The sequence below is a fragment of the Kitasatospora sp. NBC_00374 genome (genome assembly GCF_041434935.1).
Classification (GTDB): domain Bacteria; phylum Actinomycetota; class Actinomycetes; order Streptomycetales; family Streptomycetaceae; genus Kitasatospora.
Window position 1 is genome coordinate 8,288,666 of record NZ_CP107964.1, and the last position, 18,559, is coordinate 8,307,224.

Here is an 18,559-nt window from a genome sequence, read left to right on the forward strand (position 1 = left end):
GGCGCCCCCGCGGCGGCCGGCGGTGCCCTCAGATGGATTCCCCGATGCGCTCGCGGCGCTGCCGGAGGCGGTTGCGCCCGGCGGCCGGTGCCTCCTTCCCGGCGGCCTCCTCGGCCGTGGGCCCCGGTTCGCCGTCCTGTCCGAGGTGACGGGCCAGCGCGGCGACCGTCGGGTGCTCGAGGACGGTCAGCGGTGTGACGGGCCGGCCGAGTTCCTCGGCCAGCCGGCCGGCCACCGCGACCAGCAGGACCGAATGGCCACCCAGGTCGAAGAAGTTGTCCGCCGTCCCCAGCTCCGACACGTTCAGCACCTGCCGCCATACGTCGGCGATCAGGCGTTCCAACCGGGTCGCGGCGGGCAGGTTCGGGCCCGCCGGACCGAGCGTCTCCACGTGGATCTCGGGCAGCGCCGCCCGGTCCACCTTCCCGTTGGCAGTCACCGGCAGCTCTCCTACGATCGCGATCCTGGACGGCACCATGGCGGCCGGCAGCCGTTCCCGAAGGAAGCCGCGCAGCTGCGCGACGGTGGGCCCCGGCCCCGGCTCGGGCACGGCGTACGCGTCCAGCCGCAGCTCACCCGAGTGCTCCGCCCTGGCGGTGGCCACCGCGGCGCGGACCGCCGGGTGCCGGGCCAGCGCGGCCTCCACCTCGCCCAGTTCGATCCGGAATCCGCGAATCTTCACCTGGCTGTCGGCGCGGCCGAGCACGTACAGCCGGCCGTGGGCGTCGTACCTGGCCAGGTCCCCGGTGCGGTACAGCCGGCCGCCCGGCCGACAGCCGAACGGGTCGGGGACGAAGCGCTCGGCGGTCTGGCCGGGCCGGTCGGCATAGCCGCGGGCCAGGCCGAGGCCGCCGATGCACAGCTCGCCCACCATGCCGACCGGCACCGGGAGCAGGTCGGCGTCGAGCAGGTGGACACAGGTGTTGCCGACCGGGCGGCCGACCGTCAACGGGCGGGCGTCGGAGTCGATCTCGGCGCAGGTCGACCAGATGGTCGTCTCGGTCGGTCCGTACATGTTCCACAGCCGGCCGACCTTGGACCGCAGCGCGGCCGCGAGCTCCGGTGGCAGTGTCTCGCCGCCCACCATGGCGGTCAGCTCCGGCCGGCCCGGCCAGCCGTCCGCGAGCAGCATCCGCCAGGTGACCGGGGTCGCCTGGAGCACGGTCGCGGACGCGTCCTGGAGCAGCCGAGCCAGCGCCCGGGGGTCGGCGGCGGCGCGCCGGCCGGCCAGGGTGATCCGCGCCCCGGCCGTCAGGGGCAGCCAGAGCTCGAGGTCGGCGATGTCGAACGAGGAGGTGGTGACGGCCACCAGGCTGTCCTCGGCCGAGATGCCGGGCCGCTCACCCATGGTGTGCAGGAAGTTGGCCAGCGCCCGGTGCGAGATCTGGACGCCCTTGGGGGTGCCGGTCGACCCGGAGGTGTGTCGGAGGTAGGCGAGCTGCTCCGGATCGGTCGGCAGCCCGAGGTCCTCGCCACTGCGAGCGGCGAGGACCTCGCGTTCGCTGTCGAGGTGCACGACCGGCCACACGCCGTCGGGCAGCACGGTGGCGCTGCCCTGCTCGGTGACCACGGCGGACAGTGCGGTGTTCGCGGTGATGACGCGGATCCGGTCGGCGGGGTGCAGCGGGTCGATCGGCACGTAGGCCGCGCCCGCCTTGTGGACCGCGATCATCGCCACGACCAGGTCCTCGCCGCGGTCCAGGCAGATGCCGACCAGCGACTCCGGCCCCGCGCCGAGTTCACGCAGGTGGCGGGCGAGCCGGTTGGCGCGGGCGTTCAGTTCGCCGTAGGAGAGCGAGCGGCCCTCGAAGGTGACCGCGACGCGCTCCGGGGTCCGCCTGGCGCGGTCCTCGAAGAGCTCGTGCGCCGACGGGCCGGTGGCCCCGTCGGCTGCGGCCCGCGCGACCTCCACCACCGTGCCGCTCCGGCCGACCGCCCTGAGCCGGCCGACCGCCCTGAGCCGGCCGATCGGCGTCCGTGGGTGCTCGGCCGCGTCGTCGGCCAGTGCGAGCAGCTGCTCCAGCAGGCACTCCGCGGTGGCCTCGTCGATCCTGGCGCGCTCGTGCTCCAGCTCGAGCCGCAGCCGTTGCGGGCCCCGCTCGGCGTGCAGGCAGAGCGTGAACGGCCCGCTCCAGACCTCGGTCCGCTCCACGGTCAGCCGCAGGCCGTCCGCGGTGACCGCCGAGACGGCGTCGGCGAACCCGAAGCCCCAGCCGGGGTGGGCCGGCGCCGCCTCCCGGTCCACCGGCCAGTGGAAGAACTCCTGTCCTTCGCGCGCCTGTTCGGCGGCGTCGCGGACCCGGCCGAGCACCTCGGCGAACGGGTCGGACTCGGCCATCGCGGACCGCACCGGGAGCACCTTGGCGCACGGGCCGACCACGCTCTCCAGCTCCTCGTACACCCGGCCGTCGGTGAGGTGGCCGAGCAGGAGGTCGGCCGTCCGGGTGTGCTGCCACAGCAGGGTCTGCCAGACGGCCGCCAGGAAGTCGGGCAGCGCGGCGCCGTGGCGCGCGGCCACCGCCTCGAAGCGGGCCAGCCGCTCCGCGCCGAGCTCCGCCGATCGCGCGGCCCGCCCGGCCGGGGTGGGTGCCTCCGGGGCGGGGAACGGCAGTCGCAGGCCGCGTACCAGGGAGCGCAGCCGGTCGAGCCGCCGTTCGTGCTCGCCGCCGTCGTCCTCCGCCGTGAGGGCGTTCTGCCACTCCGAGACCAGCGCGTACGGGGTGGCGTCGAGCTGCTCGGCCGCCCGGCCGTAGCCGGCGCCGAGATCGCGCACCAGGGTGTGCAGGCTCGGCGCGTCGGCGTACGCCGCGGGCAGCCCGAGCGTCAGCAGGTGCTCCTGGGGCGCCACTTGGGCGAGGGTGGCGCGCAGCACCGGTCCGGGGCCCGCCGCGCGGGACGGGCGGGCGACCGGGCCCGGTTCCCCGGGCGCCACGAGCCGCAGCTCGAAGTCGCCCTTTTCCGATACGAGTTGTTCGGGAGCACCGTCCGGCGTCGCGGGGCCGATCCCGGTCCGCAGGATGGTGTGGCGGCGGACCAGCCCGGCCAACGCCTGCTGGAGGGTGTCCGGCCGCAGATCACCCTCGATGCGGACCACCGCGGTGGCGTCGTGGGTGTCACCCGCCAGGCTCCACGCCTGGATGTGGCGTTGCTGCGGGGAGAGCGCGATGGCGTCCATGTCACGTCCTGCCGTGGTTCTGCGGGCTTCGGGGCGTTCCGGTGCGCACACTGTCGAAGCGGGCTCGGGCGGCGGCCGCCCGTGCTCGTGCGGCCGCCTGGCGCCAGTTCTGCTCGGCCTGTCGGGCCACCTCGTCGATGCTCGCCCCGGGTTCGGCGATCATCGGGGGCAGCAGCTCCAGCAGCTCGCCGAGCAGGCGCTCGGCCGTCGCGGGCGCGAACGCGTCGGCGTTGTAGACCAGGCCGCCGCGCAGCACCGTCTCGGTCTGCACCACGTGCAGCGACAGGTCGAGCGTGGTGGTCGCGCCGTCGGGTGCCTGCGGCGCGACCGTGACCCCGGGCGGGCCGGTCGGCCGGTCGGTCCTGCGGTGGTACTCGATCTCCACCTGGAAGAGCGGTGCCCGGTTGATCCGGCGGGTGGGCCGGATCAGCTCGACCAGTCGGTCGAACGGGAAGTGCCCGTGCGAGTGTGCGTCCAGTGTCGTCCCGCGCACCGCCGCCAGCAGCTCGCGCACGCTCCGGTCGCCGCGGACCTGGGTGCGCAGCACCAGCTGGTTGGTGAAGAATCCGATGACCCGTTCGGTCTCGACGCTCCCGCGGTTGGCGGTGCCGGTGCCGACCACCAGGTCCGACCGGCCGGTGTGCCGGTGCAGCAGCACGAGATAGGCGGCGAGCGCCACCATGAAGGGGGTGACGCCCTCGCGCAGGCAGAAGGCGGTCAGCGCCTCGGTCTGCTCCTCGGAGAGCTGGTACGGAAGTGTCCGCGACCGGAAGACCGGGGTGGCCGGCAGCGGCAGGTCCGGCGGCAGGTCGAGGGTCTCCGGTGCTCCGGCGAGCTGCCCGCGCCAGTACTCGGCGGCTTCCCGGAGGGCGGCCTCGTCCAGCGTCCGCTGTTCCCACACGGCGTAGTCGGCGTACTGGATCGGCAGCGGCGGGAGTTCGGCCGGGGTGCCGTCCAGCTCGGCCGAGTACAGCTGCCAGAGCTCCTCGAACATCAGGTCGGAGGACCATGCATCGGTGATGATGTGATGGACCGTCACCAGCAGGAGGTGGTGGTCCGCGCCGAGCCGTACCAGGGCCACCCGCAGCAGCGGGCCGTGCCGGAGATCGAAGGGGCGGCGCGCCTCGGCCTCGGCCAGTCGGCGTGCCTCCTCCTGTGCGGTGTCCGGGGCCAGGCCCGAGAGGTCGACCAGCGGGACCGGGGCGGGCGGCCGATCGCCGATCCGCTGGGTGACCACCCCGTGCACCTGCTCGATGGTGGTGCGCAACGACGCGTGGCGCAGGCACAGCTCCCGGACGGCGCCGCTCAGGGCGGTGGCGTGCAGCGGACCGTCCAGCCGGAGCACGGACCCCACGTTGTGGTGCGAGCCGCCGTGGTCGAGCTGGTCGACGAACCAGAGCCGGCGCTGGGCGTGGGACAGCGGTACAGGGCCGCTCAGGTCGGTCGGCGGGATCGGCGGCAGTCCCGCGCCCGGCCGGGCGCGCCGGGCCGCGTCGACCCGCTGCGCGTAGCCGGCCAGGGTGGGAGCCTCGAACAGCGTGCTCAGTGGGAGGTCGACCTCGAAGGCGCGGCGGACCCGGGAGGCAACCTGGACGGCGAGCAGCGAGTGGCCGCCGGCCGTGAAGAAGCTCGTCCCGCTCGTGACCGTGTCGTCGGCGAGCACCTCGGCCCAGATGGCGCGCAGCGGTTCGAGGACGGCCGCCGGCGCCTCGGCGGCAGGTTCCGGCTCCGGGCCCGAAGCAGGGGCCGGGGTCGGTCCGGCGGGGCGGTGAGCGGGCCGGAGCGAGCCGCTCGGCGCCGCGACCGGGTGGTCCTCGTCCTCGGCGATCGCGGCGAGCAGGCTCCCGAACTCGCGCAGCAGCCGGGCGATCGTGTCGGCGTCGAACAGGTCCGCGCTGTAGCTCAGCGTGCCGTGCAGCCCGGCCTCGTCCTCGGTCATGGTCAGCGACAGATCGAGCGCCTCGGCCGGGTGCACGACACCCAGCGGCCGCACGGCGGCCCCGGGCAGGTGCCAGCCGGCCGGCGGGGTGTTCTGGAAGGCGAACATGGCCTGGAAGACGGGGCTGTGGTTGGCGCCGCGGTCCAGCCGCAGCTCCTCCACCAGCCGTTCGAACGGGATGTCCTGGTGCGCGTAGGCGGCGATGGTGAGCTCGCGCACGTGCCCGAGCAGTGCACGGAAGCCGGGGGCCCCGCTCAGGTCGGTGCGCATCGCCAGCGTGTTGACGAAGCAGCCGATCAGGTTCTCCAGCCCGCGCTCGGTGCGGCCCGCGACCGGGGAGCCGACGACCACCTCGGGGTCGCCGGTCCAGCGGTGCAGCAGGACCTGGAAGGCGGCGAGCAGGGTCATGAACAGCGTCGCGCCCTCGTGGCCCGCCAGGTCGCGCAGCGCGGCCGCGACCGTTGCGGGGACGGCCAGGTCGGCCGTCCCGCCGCGGTGGCTGAGCACCGGCGGCCTCGGCCGGTCGGTCGGCAGGTTCAGCAGGGCCGGGGCGCCCGCGAGTTCGGCCTTCCACCAGGCGAGCCGCGCCAGCAGTTCGGGGCTGTCGCGCTGCTCCTGCTGCCAGCAGGCGTAGTCGGCGAACCGGATCGGCAGCTCGGGCGCATCGGCCGCCCGTCCCTGGCTGAACGCGGCGTAGTGGGTCGACAGTTCACGTACGAGCAGGCCGTAGGACCAGCCGTCCGCGACGATGTGGTGCAGGGACAGCAGCAGCACGTGCTCGGTGTCGGCGACCCTGATCAGGACCGCGCGCAGCAGCGGCCCCTCGGCCAGTGAGAACGGGCGCCGGGCGTCGTCCGCGCGCAGCCGCTCGACCGCGTCGGCGCGCTCGGTGGGGGCCAGGCCGGTGAGGTCGACCAGCGGGAGGGGCTCCGACGGCACGGGGCCGATCAGCTGGACCGGCTGCCCGTCGACGTCGCCGAAGGTGGTGCGCAGGATCTCGTGGCGCTCGACCACGGCCGCGAAGGCGCGCCGCAGGGCGTCGCCGTCCAGCGCTCCGACCACGCGCAGTGCCTCGCGCACGCCGTACAGCGCGCTGCCGGGCTGCCACTGGTCGAGGAACCACATGCCGCGCTGGGCGAAGGTCAGCGGCGCCGGGCCCTCGCCGGTGCGGCGGGGGATGCCGGTCCCGTCGGTCGCGTGCTGCCGGCGGGCCAGCAGGGCCTGCTCGAACATCGCCCGTTTCGCCGGCGAGAGCTTGGCGAGCCGGTCGGCGAGGGCGGCCGCGGTGTCGGATCCGGTCATGCCTGCGGCTCCTGTTCCGCCACCCTGTCCGGCGCGTCCTGGTCCGGCAGCCCCTCCAGGTCGCCGAGCAGGCGCAGCAGCTCGGCGTCCGGCTGCTGGGCCACCGACAGCCGGGTGACCTCCTGGGCGAGGGCGGCAATGGTCGGTGTCTCGAAGACCGCGCGCAGCGGGAGCTCGACGCCGAGGTTGCCGCGGACCCGCGCGACCATCCGGCTGGCCAGCAGCGAGTCCCCGCCGGCCTCGAAGAAGTTCTCGTCCACGCCGACCCGGTCGCGCTGCAGCAGCTCGCTCCAGATCCCGTCGAGCTCGAGCTCGATCGGTGACAGGGCCCACCGCTGCTCGGCATCGTCCTGCCGCGCGGCCTCCGCGGGATCGGGCAGCGCCCGCAGGTCGATCTTGCCGCCGGTGCTCAGCGGCAGCGCGTCCATGAGGGTGAAGGAGGAGGGGATCATGTAGTCGGGCAGCTTCTGTCCGACGAACCGGTGCAGTTCGCGGGCGGTCGGCCGGGCTCCGGGGGCGGGCACACAGTACGCGGCCAGTCGGCCCTCGCGGGCGACCACCACGACCGGACCGAGCCCGGGGTGCTCGCCGAGCGCGGCCTCGACGTCGCTGGCGTCGACCCGGTGCCCGCGGATCTTGACCTGGGAGTCCAGCCGGCCGACGAACTCCAGTTCGCCGCCGGCCGTCATCCGGGCCAGATCGCCGGTCCGGTACATCCGGGCACCGGGCCGGTCGCCGAACGGGCAGGGCACGAACCGCTCCGCGGTCAGCGCGGCCTCGCCGAGGTACCCGCGGGCCAGGCCGGTGCCGGTGATCCACAGCTCGCCCACCTGTCCCGCCGGGACCGGGTCCAGGTGCTCGTCGAGCACCTGCACCCCGGTGTTCGGCAGCGGGCTTCCGATCGGCACCTTCGCGAGCTTCTCGATCTCGGCCGGGTCCATGGACGGCAGGTAGAGGGTGGCGGCGATGGTGGTCTCGGTGGGGCCGTAGGCGTAGACGAACCGGGGGCGGTGGGGGACCAGCCGGGCCCAGGCGGCCAGCCGCTCGACCGGGATGCTCTCGCCGCCGGTGATGAAGCAGCGCAGCCAGGGCACCGTCCTGCCGGAGGCGCTGAGCGAGTCGATCAGGAGCTGGAGGTAGACCGGCGGCAGCATGACACCGGTGATCCCGAGCCGTTCGCAGTCGGCGAGCAGCTCCGGGGGCGAGGTCCAGCTCGGGTGGGGGTGCACCACCAGGGCGGCGCCGGCCAGCAGGGTGGGGTAGATCTCGGCCGCGGCTGCGTCGAAGCCCAGCGAGGTGAACTGGAGCACCCGGTCCTCGGGGGTGAATCCGTAGATGGCCGTCTTGGCCAGCACCTTGTCGCGGAGTGCGCCGTGGTCGATCATGATGCCCTTGGGCACCCCGGTGGAGCCCGAGGTGTAGATCACGTAGGCGAGGTTGGCCGGGGCCACCCCGCTGTCGAAGGCCGCGGCGGACCGGGCCTCGATCGTCGCCTGGTCCCGGTCGAGGCAGACGGCGGTGGCGCCGCTCCCGGTCAGGGCGGCGGCCAGCGCCACCTCGGTGACCACCAGCTGTGGGCGGGCGCTCTCCAGGATCAGCGACAGCCGCTCGGCCGGGGTGCTCGGCTCCAGCGGCAGGTAGGCGCCGCCGGCCCGGAGGATGCCGAACAGCGCGACGATCATGTCGATCGAGCGCGGCAGGCACAGGGCCACCACCGTGTCGGGCCGCACGCCGAGGTCGGCGAGGTGGCGGCCCAGCCGGTTGGCCCGCTCGTCGAGCTGGCGGTAGGTCAGCTCCCGGTCGCCGAGGGCGACCGCCACCGCATGCGGGGTGCGGGCCGCCTGGGCGGCGAGGAGCTCGGACACGTTGGTCATCGGTCTTCCTTCTTCCTGTCGTCCGGGTCGCCCGGCCAGACCGCGTACGTTCGCAGCCCGTACAGCAGCGGTGCGGCTGCGGTGAGGTGCTCGACCGAGCGGACCTCCCCGATCACGACGGTGTGGTCGCCCGCCGCCTGCGTGCTGTACACGCGGCACTCGGCGATCGCCCTGGCGTCCACGTCCAGCCTGGGGAGGCCCGCCCCGCCGGTCCGGCTCCACCGGACCGAGCGGAAGCGGTCCGGGCCGCTGACCGAGAACGTCCGGGCGGCCTCCTGGCCGTACCGGTGGAGCAGGTTGACGGCGAAGGCGCCGCTGTCCTCGACGGCGGCCAGGGTCCGGCTCCGGTTGTCGATGCAGACGAGCAGCAGCGGTGGCTCTGCCGACACCGCGCTCAGCGAGGAGCAGGTCAGGCCGAGCGGGCGGCCGTCGGCACCAACCGCGGTCACGACTGCCACGCCGCTGGGGAAACCGGCCATCAGCGACCGGAAGTCGGCGGACCGGTCCGCTGCCACTACGTCCACGTTCTCCATCTCCAGCCTCGCCTCTACACCTCGACCGGGCGCCGCATGTGCGCGAAGTACTCGTACTGGCTCGGGAGTTCGGTCTGCATCCGGCGGGTCTTGACCGCCAGTCGCTCGAACTCCTGCTCGGCGGCGCGGTTGTCCAGGAGGTCGATCACCGGACGCTGGCGCACCGGGATCCCGCCGAGGCCGAGGAGCATCGAGGCATAGGAGTAGGACTCGAAGCCGTGGTAGTGCGGGTAGATGCTCTGGGCGTCCGGCAGCTTGTGCTCCCAGAGCTTGACCCGCTCGGCCAGCTCGCCCGGCAGTGGCCGTTCCTTGGTCGCCTTCCAGTACGCGTTGTCGGTGCGCGCGGCCGCGTAGTAGTGGAAGGCGAGGAACTCGGCGATCCCATCGATGCAGCGACCGACCATCTGGTTGTAGTGCTCCACCAGCGTGGGGTCGGGCCGCTCGCCGGGGAAGTGCTTCACCAGCTGCTCGATGCCGTGCTGGATGAAGAAGATGCCGGTGGACTCCAGCGGCTCGACGAAGCCGCTGGCCAGGCCGATGGCCACGCAGTTGCCCACCCACGAGTTGCGACTGCGGCCGATCCGCATCCGGATGTGGTTGGCCTCCAGGTCGGCCGCCGCCGGGCCGGCGGCCTGGCGCAGCGCCTTCTCCGCCTCCTCGGGCCCGGAGTACTCGGAGGAGTACACGTAGCCCATGCCGTTGCGCCCGAACAGCGGGATGGTCCACATCCAGCCCGCGTCCATGGCGGTGGCGGTGGTGTAGGGCCTGATGCCGTCGCGCTCGATGTCGGCCGGCACGCGCAGGGCCACCGCGCGGTCGTTGGGCAGGTACTCCTTGAAGGAGATGAACGGCTCCTCCAGCGCCTGGTTGAGCAGCAGGCCGCGGAAGCCGGTGCAGTCCACGTAGAGGTCGCCCTCGATCGTCCCGTGCTCCTGGGTGACCAGGCCCGCGATTCCCCGCTCGTCGCGCTTGCAGTCCACGATCGAGTCGACCACGCGGCGCACCCCGCGGGCCGTCACCATCTTCATCAGGTAGTCGGCCAGCAGGGACGCGTCGAAGTGGTACGCGTACGGGTACTGGGCGTCCTGGTCGGCCAGCGTGGTGCGGGTGCCCGCGGCGAGGGACTCGTCGCGCTCCCCGAACAGCCGGCCGTCCAGGGTGTGCGGCGAGCGCAGCTCGTCGCACAGGTTGGCGATGATGAAGCAGTCGCGGTCGAAGCGGTCGGACCGGCCCGAGCGCAGCCACCACTCGGGAAGCGGGTAGCCCTCCACCGAGGTGAAGCGCTCGAACGGGTGGTAGAAGTCGTGGCCGGGGTGGCGCCAGTTCTCGAACCGGATGCCCAGCTTGTACGTCGCGTTGCAGGCCGGCATCCAGTCCCGCTCCTCCAACCCGATGTAGCTGAAGAAGTGCCGGATGGTGCTGAAGGTCGCCTCGCCCACGCCGATGCTGGAGATGGCGCCCGACTCCACCACGGTGATCTCCACCTGGTCGCCGAAGCTCGCCCTCAGGTAGGCGGCGGTCATCCAGCCCGCCGTGCCACCGCCCGCGATCACCACATGCTTAGCCATTGTTCAGGTCCTCCGGTAGGTCGAAGTTCAGGTCCTCGCGGCAGAAGCGCTCCCAGGCCCCGTCGACGGTGTCCCACAGGACGCCCTCGGACGGGTCCACCGGGCTCGCCACGACCGTGAGGTCGTCCCACAGGTGGACGACGGAGTCGTCGGTCAGTGGGGCGCGGTCCGCCGGCTCCTGCCAGCCGGGGAACCGGCGCAGGTCGGCGAGTCGATAGGCCCTGCAGTACTGCCGTTCGGCGGCCGGGGCTGGCCGCGCGGTGTCCGTTCCATCGGTCATCCGCGTGCGCCCGTCTCCTCGAGCGCCGTCCGCTCCGACGCCTGCGCGGTCATCTCCGCCTCGATGTTGCGCAGCCGCGGATTGGCGTAGTTGCCCAGCACCACCAGCAGGAAGGCGCCGCCGAGCACGATCAGCAGCAGCCCGATCCCGCGGCCCGAGCCGACCGCCAGGATCTTCCCGACGCTGTCGGCCAGCGATCCCGACGGCTCCAGCAGCGGGTTGAAGACCTTCACCAGCGGTCCGGCGACCAGGTAGGCCAGCGGCAGGGTCGACCAGGCGACGAAGCGGTTCAGCGCGAAGACCCGGGCCTGCATGGCATCCGGCACATGGGTGCGGATGACCGCGGCGGTGCAGCCCCGGACGAACTGGATGCTGAACAGGCAGCCGAACAGGCCGGCGCCGATCACCACGGGGTTGGGGCGAAGGCCGACCAGGAACAGGCAGAGGGCCTGGGCCAGGCCGAACAGCAGGACGCCGGCCACCTTGTTCTTGGGCCCGCCCCAGGCGGCCATCACCGCGCCGCCGAGGAACATCCCGAACCCACCGGCCGAGAAGGTCGCGCCGAGCACCGCGGCCGAGGTGAAGCTCAGCAGCAGCGGGGTGACCACGATCTGGGTCAGCCCGATCGAGAAGCTGATGAACGAGCCGAACAGGAAGAGGTGGAGAAAACCCCGATGCCGCATCATATAGGCCCAGCCCGCGGCCATGTCGGCCCACAGCGTGGGCTTCGCGGAGTCCGCGTCCTCGGGCCGCTCCACCGGGGGGAAGACCACCACGAGCAGGGCCAGGATGCCCACCGTGTAGGAGATCAGGTCGATCAGCAGCACCCCCGACACCCCGACCGCGGCCATCAGGAAGCCGGCGATCAGCGGCGGTGCCACCATCCCGATGTTCTCCGCGGTCTGCACCAGGCCGCTGGCGCGGCCGAGTTGCCTCTTCGGCACCATCTGGCTGACCGAGGCGTAGTAGGCCGGGTCGCGGAACGCGCCGCCGACGGCCAGCAGCACCACCGCGACGTAGACGTGCCAGACCTCGAGCCCGTGGCCGTGCTGAAGCAGCGTCAGCGCCAGGATCACCACCCCGCACGCCGCCTCGCTGACCAGCATCATGCCCCGGCGGTCCCAGCGGTCGGCGAGCGCACCCGAGAACGGTGAGAGCAGGATGGCCGGGACCATCGCGAACACCAGGACCAGCGCGAACTGGGTGGCCGATCCGGTGCGCTGGTAGACGAACACGCCGAGGGCGAAGTCGATCAGTCCGGTGCCGAGCGCCGAGACGAACTGGCTCAGCCAGACGACCAGGAACACGCGTTTGGGATTAGCTGTCTTGACCTGCGCCATTATTGCTGGCTCTTCCTGTCGTTGGGCCGCTCGCCGGGGGCCGGCGCCGCCGGTGTGCCGCCGATCAGCTCGCGGAGGCCGGCCGCCCAGCCGTCCATGAGCCGCTCGGTCGTCGTGGTGTGGAACTGCGTGCCGCGGTAGCAGATCTCCAGGTGGATCCGGTCACCGACGATCACCGTGTCGAACTGGAGCGCGTACGGGGTGACAGCGCCCGGATCGATGTCCGGCACCCCGCCGGGGATCGAGGCACCGAGCAGCGGATGCTCCTGCGAGCCGGGGTCGATGTGTCCGGCGTAGGAGAACAGCACATCGGCCCCGGGGAGTTCGGCCAGTTGCCTCCTGACCGACTCGTCCTCGCTCAGGAAGCGCAGCAGGTTGTCGCCCGCCCCGTGGTGCGAGGACCAGGCGCGCAGCTGGCGGCCGACCGCCGGGACGAGAACCGACATGTCCTCCAGGCCAGCGGTCTCGAACAGCACCGGCACGTTGAGAACCATCCAGCCGACCGTGCGCGACAGGTCCACCCCGTCGAGGAACGGCTCCCGCCCGTGGTTGACCACGTCGAACAGGAAGCGGTCCCGTCCGCTCCAGCGCGCCAGGCTCCGGTTGGCCGCGGCCAGCAGCAGGATGTCGAGCGAGACATGGTCGGTGGACAGCGCCCGATCGCGCAGCAGCCGGGTCTCCTCGGCGCTGAGCACCAGCAGACGGGAGTGGGTGAGGACACCGGAGGCCGCCGCGTCGGGGACGTCCCTGGGGAGCGGTTCGACGGATGCCCTGGGCTCGGCCAGCCACCGCGGGAGCTCGGCCAGCACCTCGGGCGACTGCGCGTACGCGTGCAGCTGCCGGGCCCAGCTCAGCATGGGTGTGCTGGTCGGTGCCAGCTCCACCGGCCCGCCCCGGCGGGCCTGGTGGTACGCGTCCTGCAGGTCCGCCAGCAGGAAGCGCCAGGACATCCCGTCGATCGCCAGGTGATGGAAGATCACCAGAAGCTGGGGCAGCCGCTCGGGCCCGAAGGTGAAGAGCGCGAATCGGGCGAGACGGCCCTCGGCCGGACTCATCGTCCGATGCAGAGCGGTCTCGTGCGCCTCCAGCCGCTGCTCCCACCGCTCGCTCGGGGTCGTGCTGAGGTCGACGTGCTCGAAGGGCGCGTCCGCGGGTGCCCCCGGGTCGGTCTGGCACAGGCCCGAGGCTTCCCGGGTGAAGCGCACCCGCAGGGACGGATGCTGGGCGAGCAGCGCGGCCACTGCCTGTTCGAGGGCGCCTGCGTCCACCTCGGCGGGCAGCTCGAAGCGCTGCGACTGGTTGAAGTGCCCGGGCCGGTCCAGGCCGAGCCCGAAGAACCAGGACTGGAGCGGCAGCAGTGGCGCAGGGCCGCCCGACTCCGGCGAGGTCTGCCGCTGCTCCACCACCGTGGCCACGGCTGCGAGCGCGGCGACGGTCTGGTGCTGGAAGACCTGTCGCAGGGTCAGGCGCAGTCCGGCGCGGTTGGCCTTGGCGATCAGCTGGACGGCCAGCATCGAGTCGCCGTGGTCGAAGAACCTGCACTCCACCCCGACCGAGGGCCGGCGCAGCACGCCGGCGAAGACGTCTGCGATGAGCCGTTCGGTCTCGGTCCGCGGCTCGCCGCCCTCGTCGGTCCGCCCCGGGCCCGAGGTCGCCGCGAGCGTGCGGCCGCGGTCCTCCACCGCACGCAGGATCTGCGCCGCGGTGGCGGTGCCGCCGACGACGACCGGCCGGCGTCGCGGCCGGCCGGCGCGGGCCGGCGGGCTCACGTCGGGCCGGGCGGCAGCCGTTGGCGCCGGGGTGGCCGCGACGCCGGACGCCGGCCCGGCCGTGGCGCCGGCGGCCAGGACCCGCACCGGAATGTCCACCGGGCCGGGCACCTCGCCGAGCGCTGCCGCCTGCGGCCACAGGCCGGTCAGGAAGCGGTGGAAGGCGTCGTTGCGCGGCGTCGGACGGAACCGGAAGGCCACCGTGTGGCAGCCGTGCTCGCGGGCCAGTGCGACCAGGTCGCCCAGGACCCGCTCCTCGACGCCCTTGCCGAGGACCGGGCAGGTCAGCACCCACAGGTCCACCCGCAGGGTGCCGGCCTCGGGTCGCGCGCCGAGCAGGCCGCACAGCCCGTGGTCGCCGAACCGGTCGCCGACCCGGATGGCCCAGCGCACCTCTCCGGGGGCGGTGGCGGTGAAGCGCTCCGCCGGCCACACCTCGCCGTCCAGGTGGAACTCGGCGGTCCGCCGGGTGAGGTCGGCCGCCGCCTCGGCGAGCTCGGGCGTCAGCGCGGCGCACTCGACCCGAAGGCGCAGGTTGGCCAGGAAGCCGTCCAGCGTGAGGGTGGGCGCACTCGGCCCGGAGCCGCCCGCCGCCGGCCCACCGGAGACGGGGGCCTGGTCCACGATGCCGCTCCGGTCGACGGCCTGCGCCCACAGCTCGCGGTCGGGCGGCAGCAGCAGGGTGGTGACCGCGGGAAGGTCCTGCCGCACCTGCTCTAGGGTCTGCGGCCGTGTGCTGAGGAAGGCGACCCGTCGGCCGGCGGGAACCGACCGCTCGATCAGCGATCGGAGTTGCCCGGTGGCCGGCCCCTCGGCGGTGCACCGGGTGACGGTGGCGCCCAGCCGGGCGACCTCGGTCAGGTAGGCGTCCAGACTGGTCTCCGGAGTGCCCTTGCCGCGGTCGCCACCCGGCAGGTCGGGAGCGGCCGGCTGCGGCGCTCCGTCGCCCGTCAGGGCCTCGTCGAGCACGATCAGCGGCGGCCGGGGGTCGCGACGCAGCGCGAGCAGCCGGCCGATCCGCTCGGCGAGCAGCGCGAAGTACTCCTCGGAGTAGGGAATCTGGGCCGAGGCGAGCAGTGCCGGGCGGTAGGCGTGGGCGGCCCCGACGGTGCGCAGCAGGGCCTCGCCGTCCACCAGGGCGACCCGGTCGCGGCCGGCCAGGCTGTGGCGCAGCGCCTCCCGGGCCCGGACCGCGGTCGCCAGGACACCGTGCGGGTTACCGTCGTCGCCCACGCCCGCCGGACGGTTCTGCGGGATCTCGGGCAGCACGAAGAGCAGCTCCGCTCCCCAGCGGGCCGCCGCGTCCACGCACGCTTCGGCCAGGTAGCGCAGGTCCGCCTCGTAGGACTCCGTGTCGACGCCGTCCCCGGGCAGCGCCCGGCCGGCCCACAGCTGCTCCAGCCGCGGAGCGACCACGAGCACCTGCGGGGCGAACCGCGCGGTGAGCGACCCGTCGTCCAGGCATTGGCGTTCGATCTGGTTGAACGGGGCCACCCAGAGCACGGGCGGTACGCCGGCCTCGGCCAGCGCGGTTCCGAGGTAGGGGACGAGCGGATCGACGGTGTAGCTGGAGAGCAGTGCCACCCGCAGGCCCTCCGGGTGGGGCTCGCGCGCCAGTTGCTGCCAGCGCAGCCGGGTCTGCAGGCGCTCGGCCTCCGCGGTGCGGCCGGTGCCCGGCCCGGGTGCGGCGCTCATGCGCGGACCTCGCTTCGCCCGGTGAGCGCCGCGCGCCCGCGCGGCTCCTGGACCACTCGTTCGGTTGACTCGGTCACCGGTCTGACTCCTGCGGCTGCTCGACGGACGACTTGAGGGCGGTGAGGAAGGCGACGGCCTCCCGCCCGTTGATCGCGCGGTGGTCGTAGGCCAGCCCCACGGTGAAGTGCCGGCGCGGCGACACCCGCCCCTCGTCCAGCACGATCTCGGTCTGCACCGAGGCGATGGAGACCATGCAGACCTGCGGTGCGAGGATGATCGGCACGGCCACCAGCACATCGGGGTCGGTGTTGAGCGAGACGCTGAGCTGCCCCCCGCTCAGGTCGTCCTCGTGGAAGGACTCGCGCAGCGCCTTGATGCGGAACTCCATCAGCAGGTCGGCGACCTGGGAGCTGCTGAGCGCCCCGGCGTCCCGCACCACCGGGACGAACAGGCCGGTGCCCACGTCGACGGTGACGCCGATGTCGGTGCGGTCCTCGGGCAGGAGCAGCCGCTCGTCCTCCGCCATCCTGGCGAAGAAGACCGGGAAGGCCGGCTTCAGCCCGGCGAGCCGGGTGATCACCGCCTCGGGGAGGCCGACCGCCTCCTGCTGCGCGGCGTTGGAGGCGCGAAGCCGCTCCAGCAGGTCGTCGCAGTACACCTTGACCGCCACGAACGCGTCGGGAACCGTCCGGTGGGTCCGGCTGACCACCGTGGCGATCGCCCGCTGACGCGGAGACAGGGCGGTGGAGTCCTCGGGTGCGCTGCGCCGTACGAGCGCCTCGACGTCCGACTCGCGGACGATCCGCTTGCCCAGCGAACGCAGTTGGTCCTCCGTCAGGTTCTCCTGCTCGCTGAGCCGGCGGGCGGCGGCGGTCAGGGTCAGGGCCGGGAGGTCCTGCCGCTCGGGGTCCGCGGCGTGCGCCGGGTTGGCCCGCAGGAACGCCTGCCGCTCCGGCTCGTCTTCGAAGACGTAACCGATCACCTGGCCGATCCGGCACTCCGCGCCGACGGGGACGAGGGCGTGCAGGATTCCGGCGGCGTCGCTGTAGATCTCGGAGGCGGCCTTCGACGTCTCCACCACCGCGACCGGATCCTGCTCCGCGATGTCCGAGCCGTCGGGGTGGGGCCACTCGGTCAGCCGGCAGGTGTCGTCGTTGCCGTTCAGCCTCGGTACCACTAGCTCGTGCATGCCGCCACCCGTCCGCGTATTCCGTCGACGATGTCCTGTGCCTGCACGACCACCTGGCGCTCCAGGTGGCGTGCGGCGGGGATGATGCTGTCCCGGGAGTGGATCGTGCCCACGGGGTGCTTCAGCCGGTCCCAACAGACCTCGCCCAGGCGCAGAGCGACCTCGCTGCCCCAGGTACCGCCGGAGGTGCTCTCCTCGGCCACCAGGACGTGCTCCGCCCGCGCCACCTCCGTCAGCAGCGGCTGCGGCAGGAACGGGTAGAGCTGGGAGGGCACCATCACCGTGACGTCGATCTCGTCCTCCAGCAGCAGGGTCCGGGCCGCTTCCAGCGCCCGCGAAACCATTCCGCCGGTCGTGATCAGCAGCACCGTTCCGGCGCCGCCCTCCGCCGCGACCCGCGCCCAGTTGCGGTCCTCGTCGGCGAACCGGTAGCCGAACAGGTCGTCGATCGCGCCCGGGGCCAGTGCGCGCTCCCCGTACACCGGCTTGTTCTCGAAGAACATGCAGGGTCGGCCGCCGTCCAGCACCCGGCGCAGTACCGTCAGGCTGTCGTGCAGCGGCGAGAGTTCGTGCAGCAGAAGGTCCGGGATCCCGATGAAGTGCTTCTGGAGACTCTGGCTGTGGGTCGGGCCGTAGCCGCGGTTGCCGCCCATCGGGCAGCGGACCACGAGCGGGACGTCGAGCCGGCGTCCGTACATCGAGACCGACTTGGCCGAGACGTTGAGGATCTGGTCGAAGCAGAGCGCGGCGAAGTCGCCGAACATGATCTCCACGATCGCCCGGTTGCCGGTGAGGGCCAGGCCGTTGGCGACGCCGACGATCCCGCTCTCGCTGATCGGGGTGGAGAGCACCCGGTCCGGGTACTTGGTGGACAGGCCGGCGGTGACCTTGAAGGCCCCGCCGTACGGGTCCAGGACGTCCTCGCCGAGCAGGAACAGCCGAGGGTCGTCGGCGAAGAGAGCGTGCAGGGCGCCGTTGAGGTTGTCCACGACGCGCTCGGTCCTCAGCATGCGACCCGCCAATCGGACGGCTCGCGTGCGCCGACCTCGGCCACCGCCGCGTCCACCGCGCCGCGGGCGCTCGCGTCCGCGGCGGCGAACTGGTCCGGGTACGACCGCTCGTAGGCGGTGTGCCAGTCCCGGTCCCGGGCGGCCTGCAACTGCGCCGGTTCGCGGGTGTCGTCGCCCTTGCTGTGCGGGCCCACCCGGACCGTGTCGAACTCCACGACCAGCGGCTCGCCGTGGTCGCGCACCCGCCGCAGCAGCGGCTCCAGGTCGGCGCGGATCGCCGACAGGTCCTGGGACCCGGTGCCGTGGTAGGCGATGCCGAAGGCGGCCGCCCGGCCGCTGATCGAGCCGGCGAGGTGGCGGTCGGTCGGCGTGGTCTGCGCGATGTGGTTGTTCTCCACGACCACGGCGAGCGGCGCGTCCCAGAGCCGGGCCATGTTGAGCGCCTCGTACACCGCGCCCTCGCCGAAGGTGCCGTCGCCGATGTAGGCGAGCGCGAGCCCGCTGCTGCCCGCATGCTTGAGGCTCAGGGCGGCGCCCACCGCGACGGGCAGGCTCTCGCCCTGGACGCCGCTGGAGAAGTACCGTCCCTGGTGCAGGTGTTGGCTGCCACCGACGCCCTGGCACACGCCGCCGCTCCTTCCCATGATCTCCGCCAGCAGTGCGGCCGGATCCTCGAACCGGGCGAGGTAGTGACCGTGGCCGCGGTGGTTGCTGAACACGTAGTCGTCGTCGGTGAGCAGTGGTCGCAGCGCGACCGGCACGTACTCCTGGCCGAGGCAGGTGTGGGTGGTCCCGTCGATCCGGCCCTGCTCGAAGAGCCTCAGCAGGGCCAGCTCGAAGTGACGGATCGTCAGAAGCAGATGGAGGTCGCTGTCGTCCATCCGG

Annotated in this window: 11 protein-coding genes; all 11 read right to left on the reverse strand. The window is 73.2% G+C overall.

Annotated elements, in window-relative coordinates; translation table 11 throughout:
* Positions 1-28 precede the first annotated feature (28 nt).
* The 11 genes from OG871_RS36210 to OG871_RS36260 all read right to left on the reverse strand — a co-directional run bounded on the left by OG871_RS36210 (position 29) and on the right by OG871_RS36260 (position 18,555).
* Positions 29-3,175 (reverse strand): amino acid adenylation domain-containing protein, encoded by a 3,147-nt coding sequence (locus tag OG871_RS36210; protein WP_371502638.1) that lies wholly within the window; start codon positions 3,173-3,175, stop codon positions 29-31.
* Between the two features lies 1 nt (position 3,176).
* Positions 3,177-6,416 (reverse strand): condensation domain-containing protein, encoded by a 3,240-nt coding sequence (locus tag OG871_RS36215; protein ID WP_371502640.1) that lies wholly within the window; start codon positions 6,414-6,416, stop codon positions 3,177-3,179.
* On the reverse strand, positions 6,413-8,290 hold the full coding sequence (locus OG871_RS36220; RefSeq protein WP_371502642.1) for an amino acid adenylation domain-containing protein: 1,878 nt from the start codon (positions 8,288-8,290) through the stop codon (positions 6,413-6,415). The genes OG871_RS36215 and OG871_RS36220 overlap by 4 nt, the downstream gene beginning before the upstream one ends.
* A complete protein-coding gene (locus OG871_RS36225) occupies positions 8,287-8,814 on the reverse strand; it encodes a flavin reductase family protein (RefSeq protein ID WP_371502643.1) in 528 nt (175 codons plus the stop codon). The genes OG871_RS36220 and OG871_RS36225 overlap by 4 nt, the downstream gene beginning before the upstream one ends.
* Before the next feature lie 23 nt (positions 8,815-8,837).
* Positions 8,838-10,391, reverse strand: a complete 1,554-nt coding sequence (locus OG871_RS36230; RefSeq protein ID WP_371502644.1) for a tryptophan halogenase family protein — start codon at positions 10,389-10,391, stop codon at positions 8,838-8,840.
* Positions 10,384-10,671: a hypothetical protein gene (locus tag OG871_RS36235; protein WP_371502646.1), complete on the reverse strand. Its 288-nt coding sequence runs from the start codon at positions 10,669-10,671 to the stop codon at positions 10,384-10,386. The genes OG871_RS36230 and OG871_RS36235 overlap by 8 nt, the downstream gene beginning before the upstream one ends.
* Positions 10,668-12,011 (reverse strand): MFS transporter, encoded by a 1,344-nt coding sequence (locus OG871_RS36240; protein ID WP_371502647.1) that lies wholly within the window; start codon positions 12,009-12,011, stop codon positions 10,668-10,670. The genes OG871_RS36235 and OG871_RS36240 overlap by 4 nt, the downstream gene beginning before the upstream one ends.
* Positions 12,011-15,475: a condensation domain-containing protein gene (locus OG871_RS36245; RefSeq protein ID WP_371502649.1), complete on the reverse strand. Its 3,465-nt coding sequence runs from the start codon at positions 15,473-15,475 to the stop codon at positions 12,011-12,013. Before OG871_RS36245 ends, OG871_RS36240 begins: the two co-directional genes overlap by 1 nt.
* Positions 15,476-15,548: 73 nt before the next feature.
* Entirely contained in the window at positions 15,549-16,664 is a 1,116-nt protein-coding gene (locus OG871_RS36250; RefSeq protein WP_371502650.1) for a 2-oxo acid dehydrogenase subunit E2, read from the reverse strand.
* Entirely contained in the window at positions 16,652-17,674 is a 1,023-nt protein-coding gene (locus tag OG871_RS36255; protein WP_371502651.1) for an alpha-ketoacid dehydrogenase subunit beta, read from the reverse strand. Before OG871_RS36255 ends, OG871_RS36250 begins: the two co-directional genes overlap by 13 nt.
* Entirely contained in the window at positions 17,668-18,555 is an 888-nt protein-coding gene (locus OG871_RS36260; protein WP_371502652.1) for a thiamine pyrophosphate-dependent dehydrogenase E1 component subunit alpha, read from the reverse strand. Before OG871_RS36260 ends, OG871_RS36255 begins: the two co-directional genes overlap by 7 nt.
* Positions 18,556-18,559 lie beyond the last annotated feature (4 nt).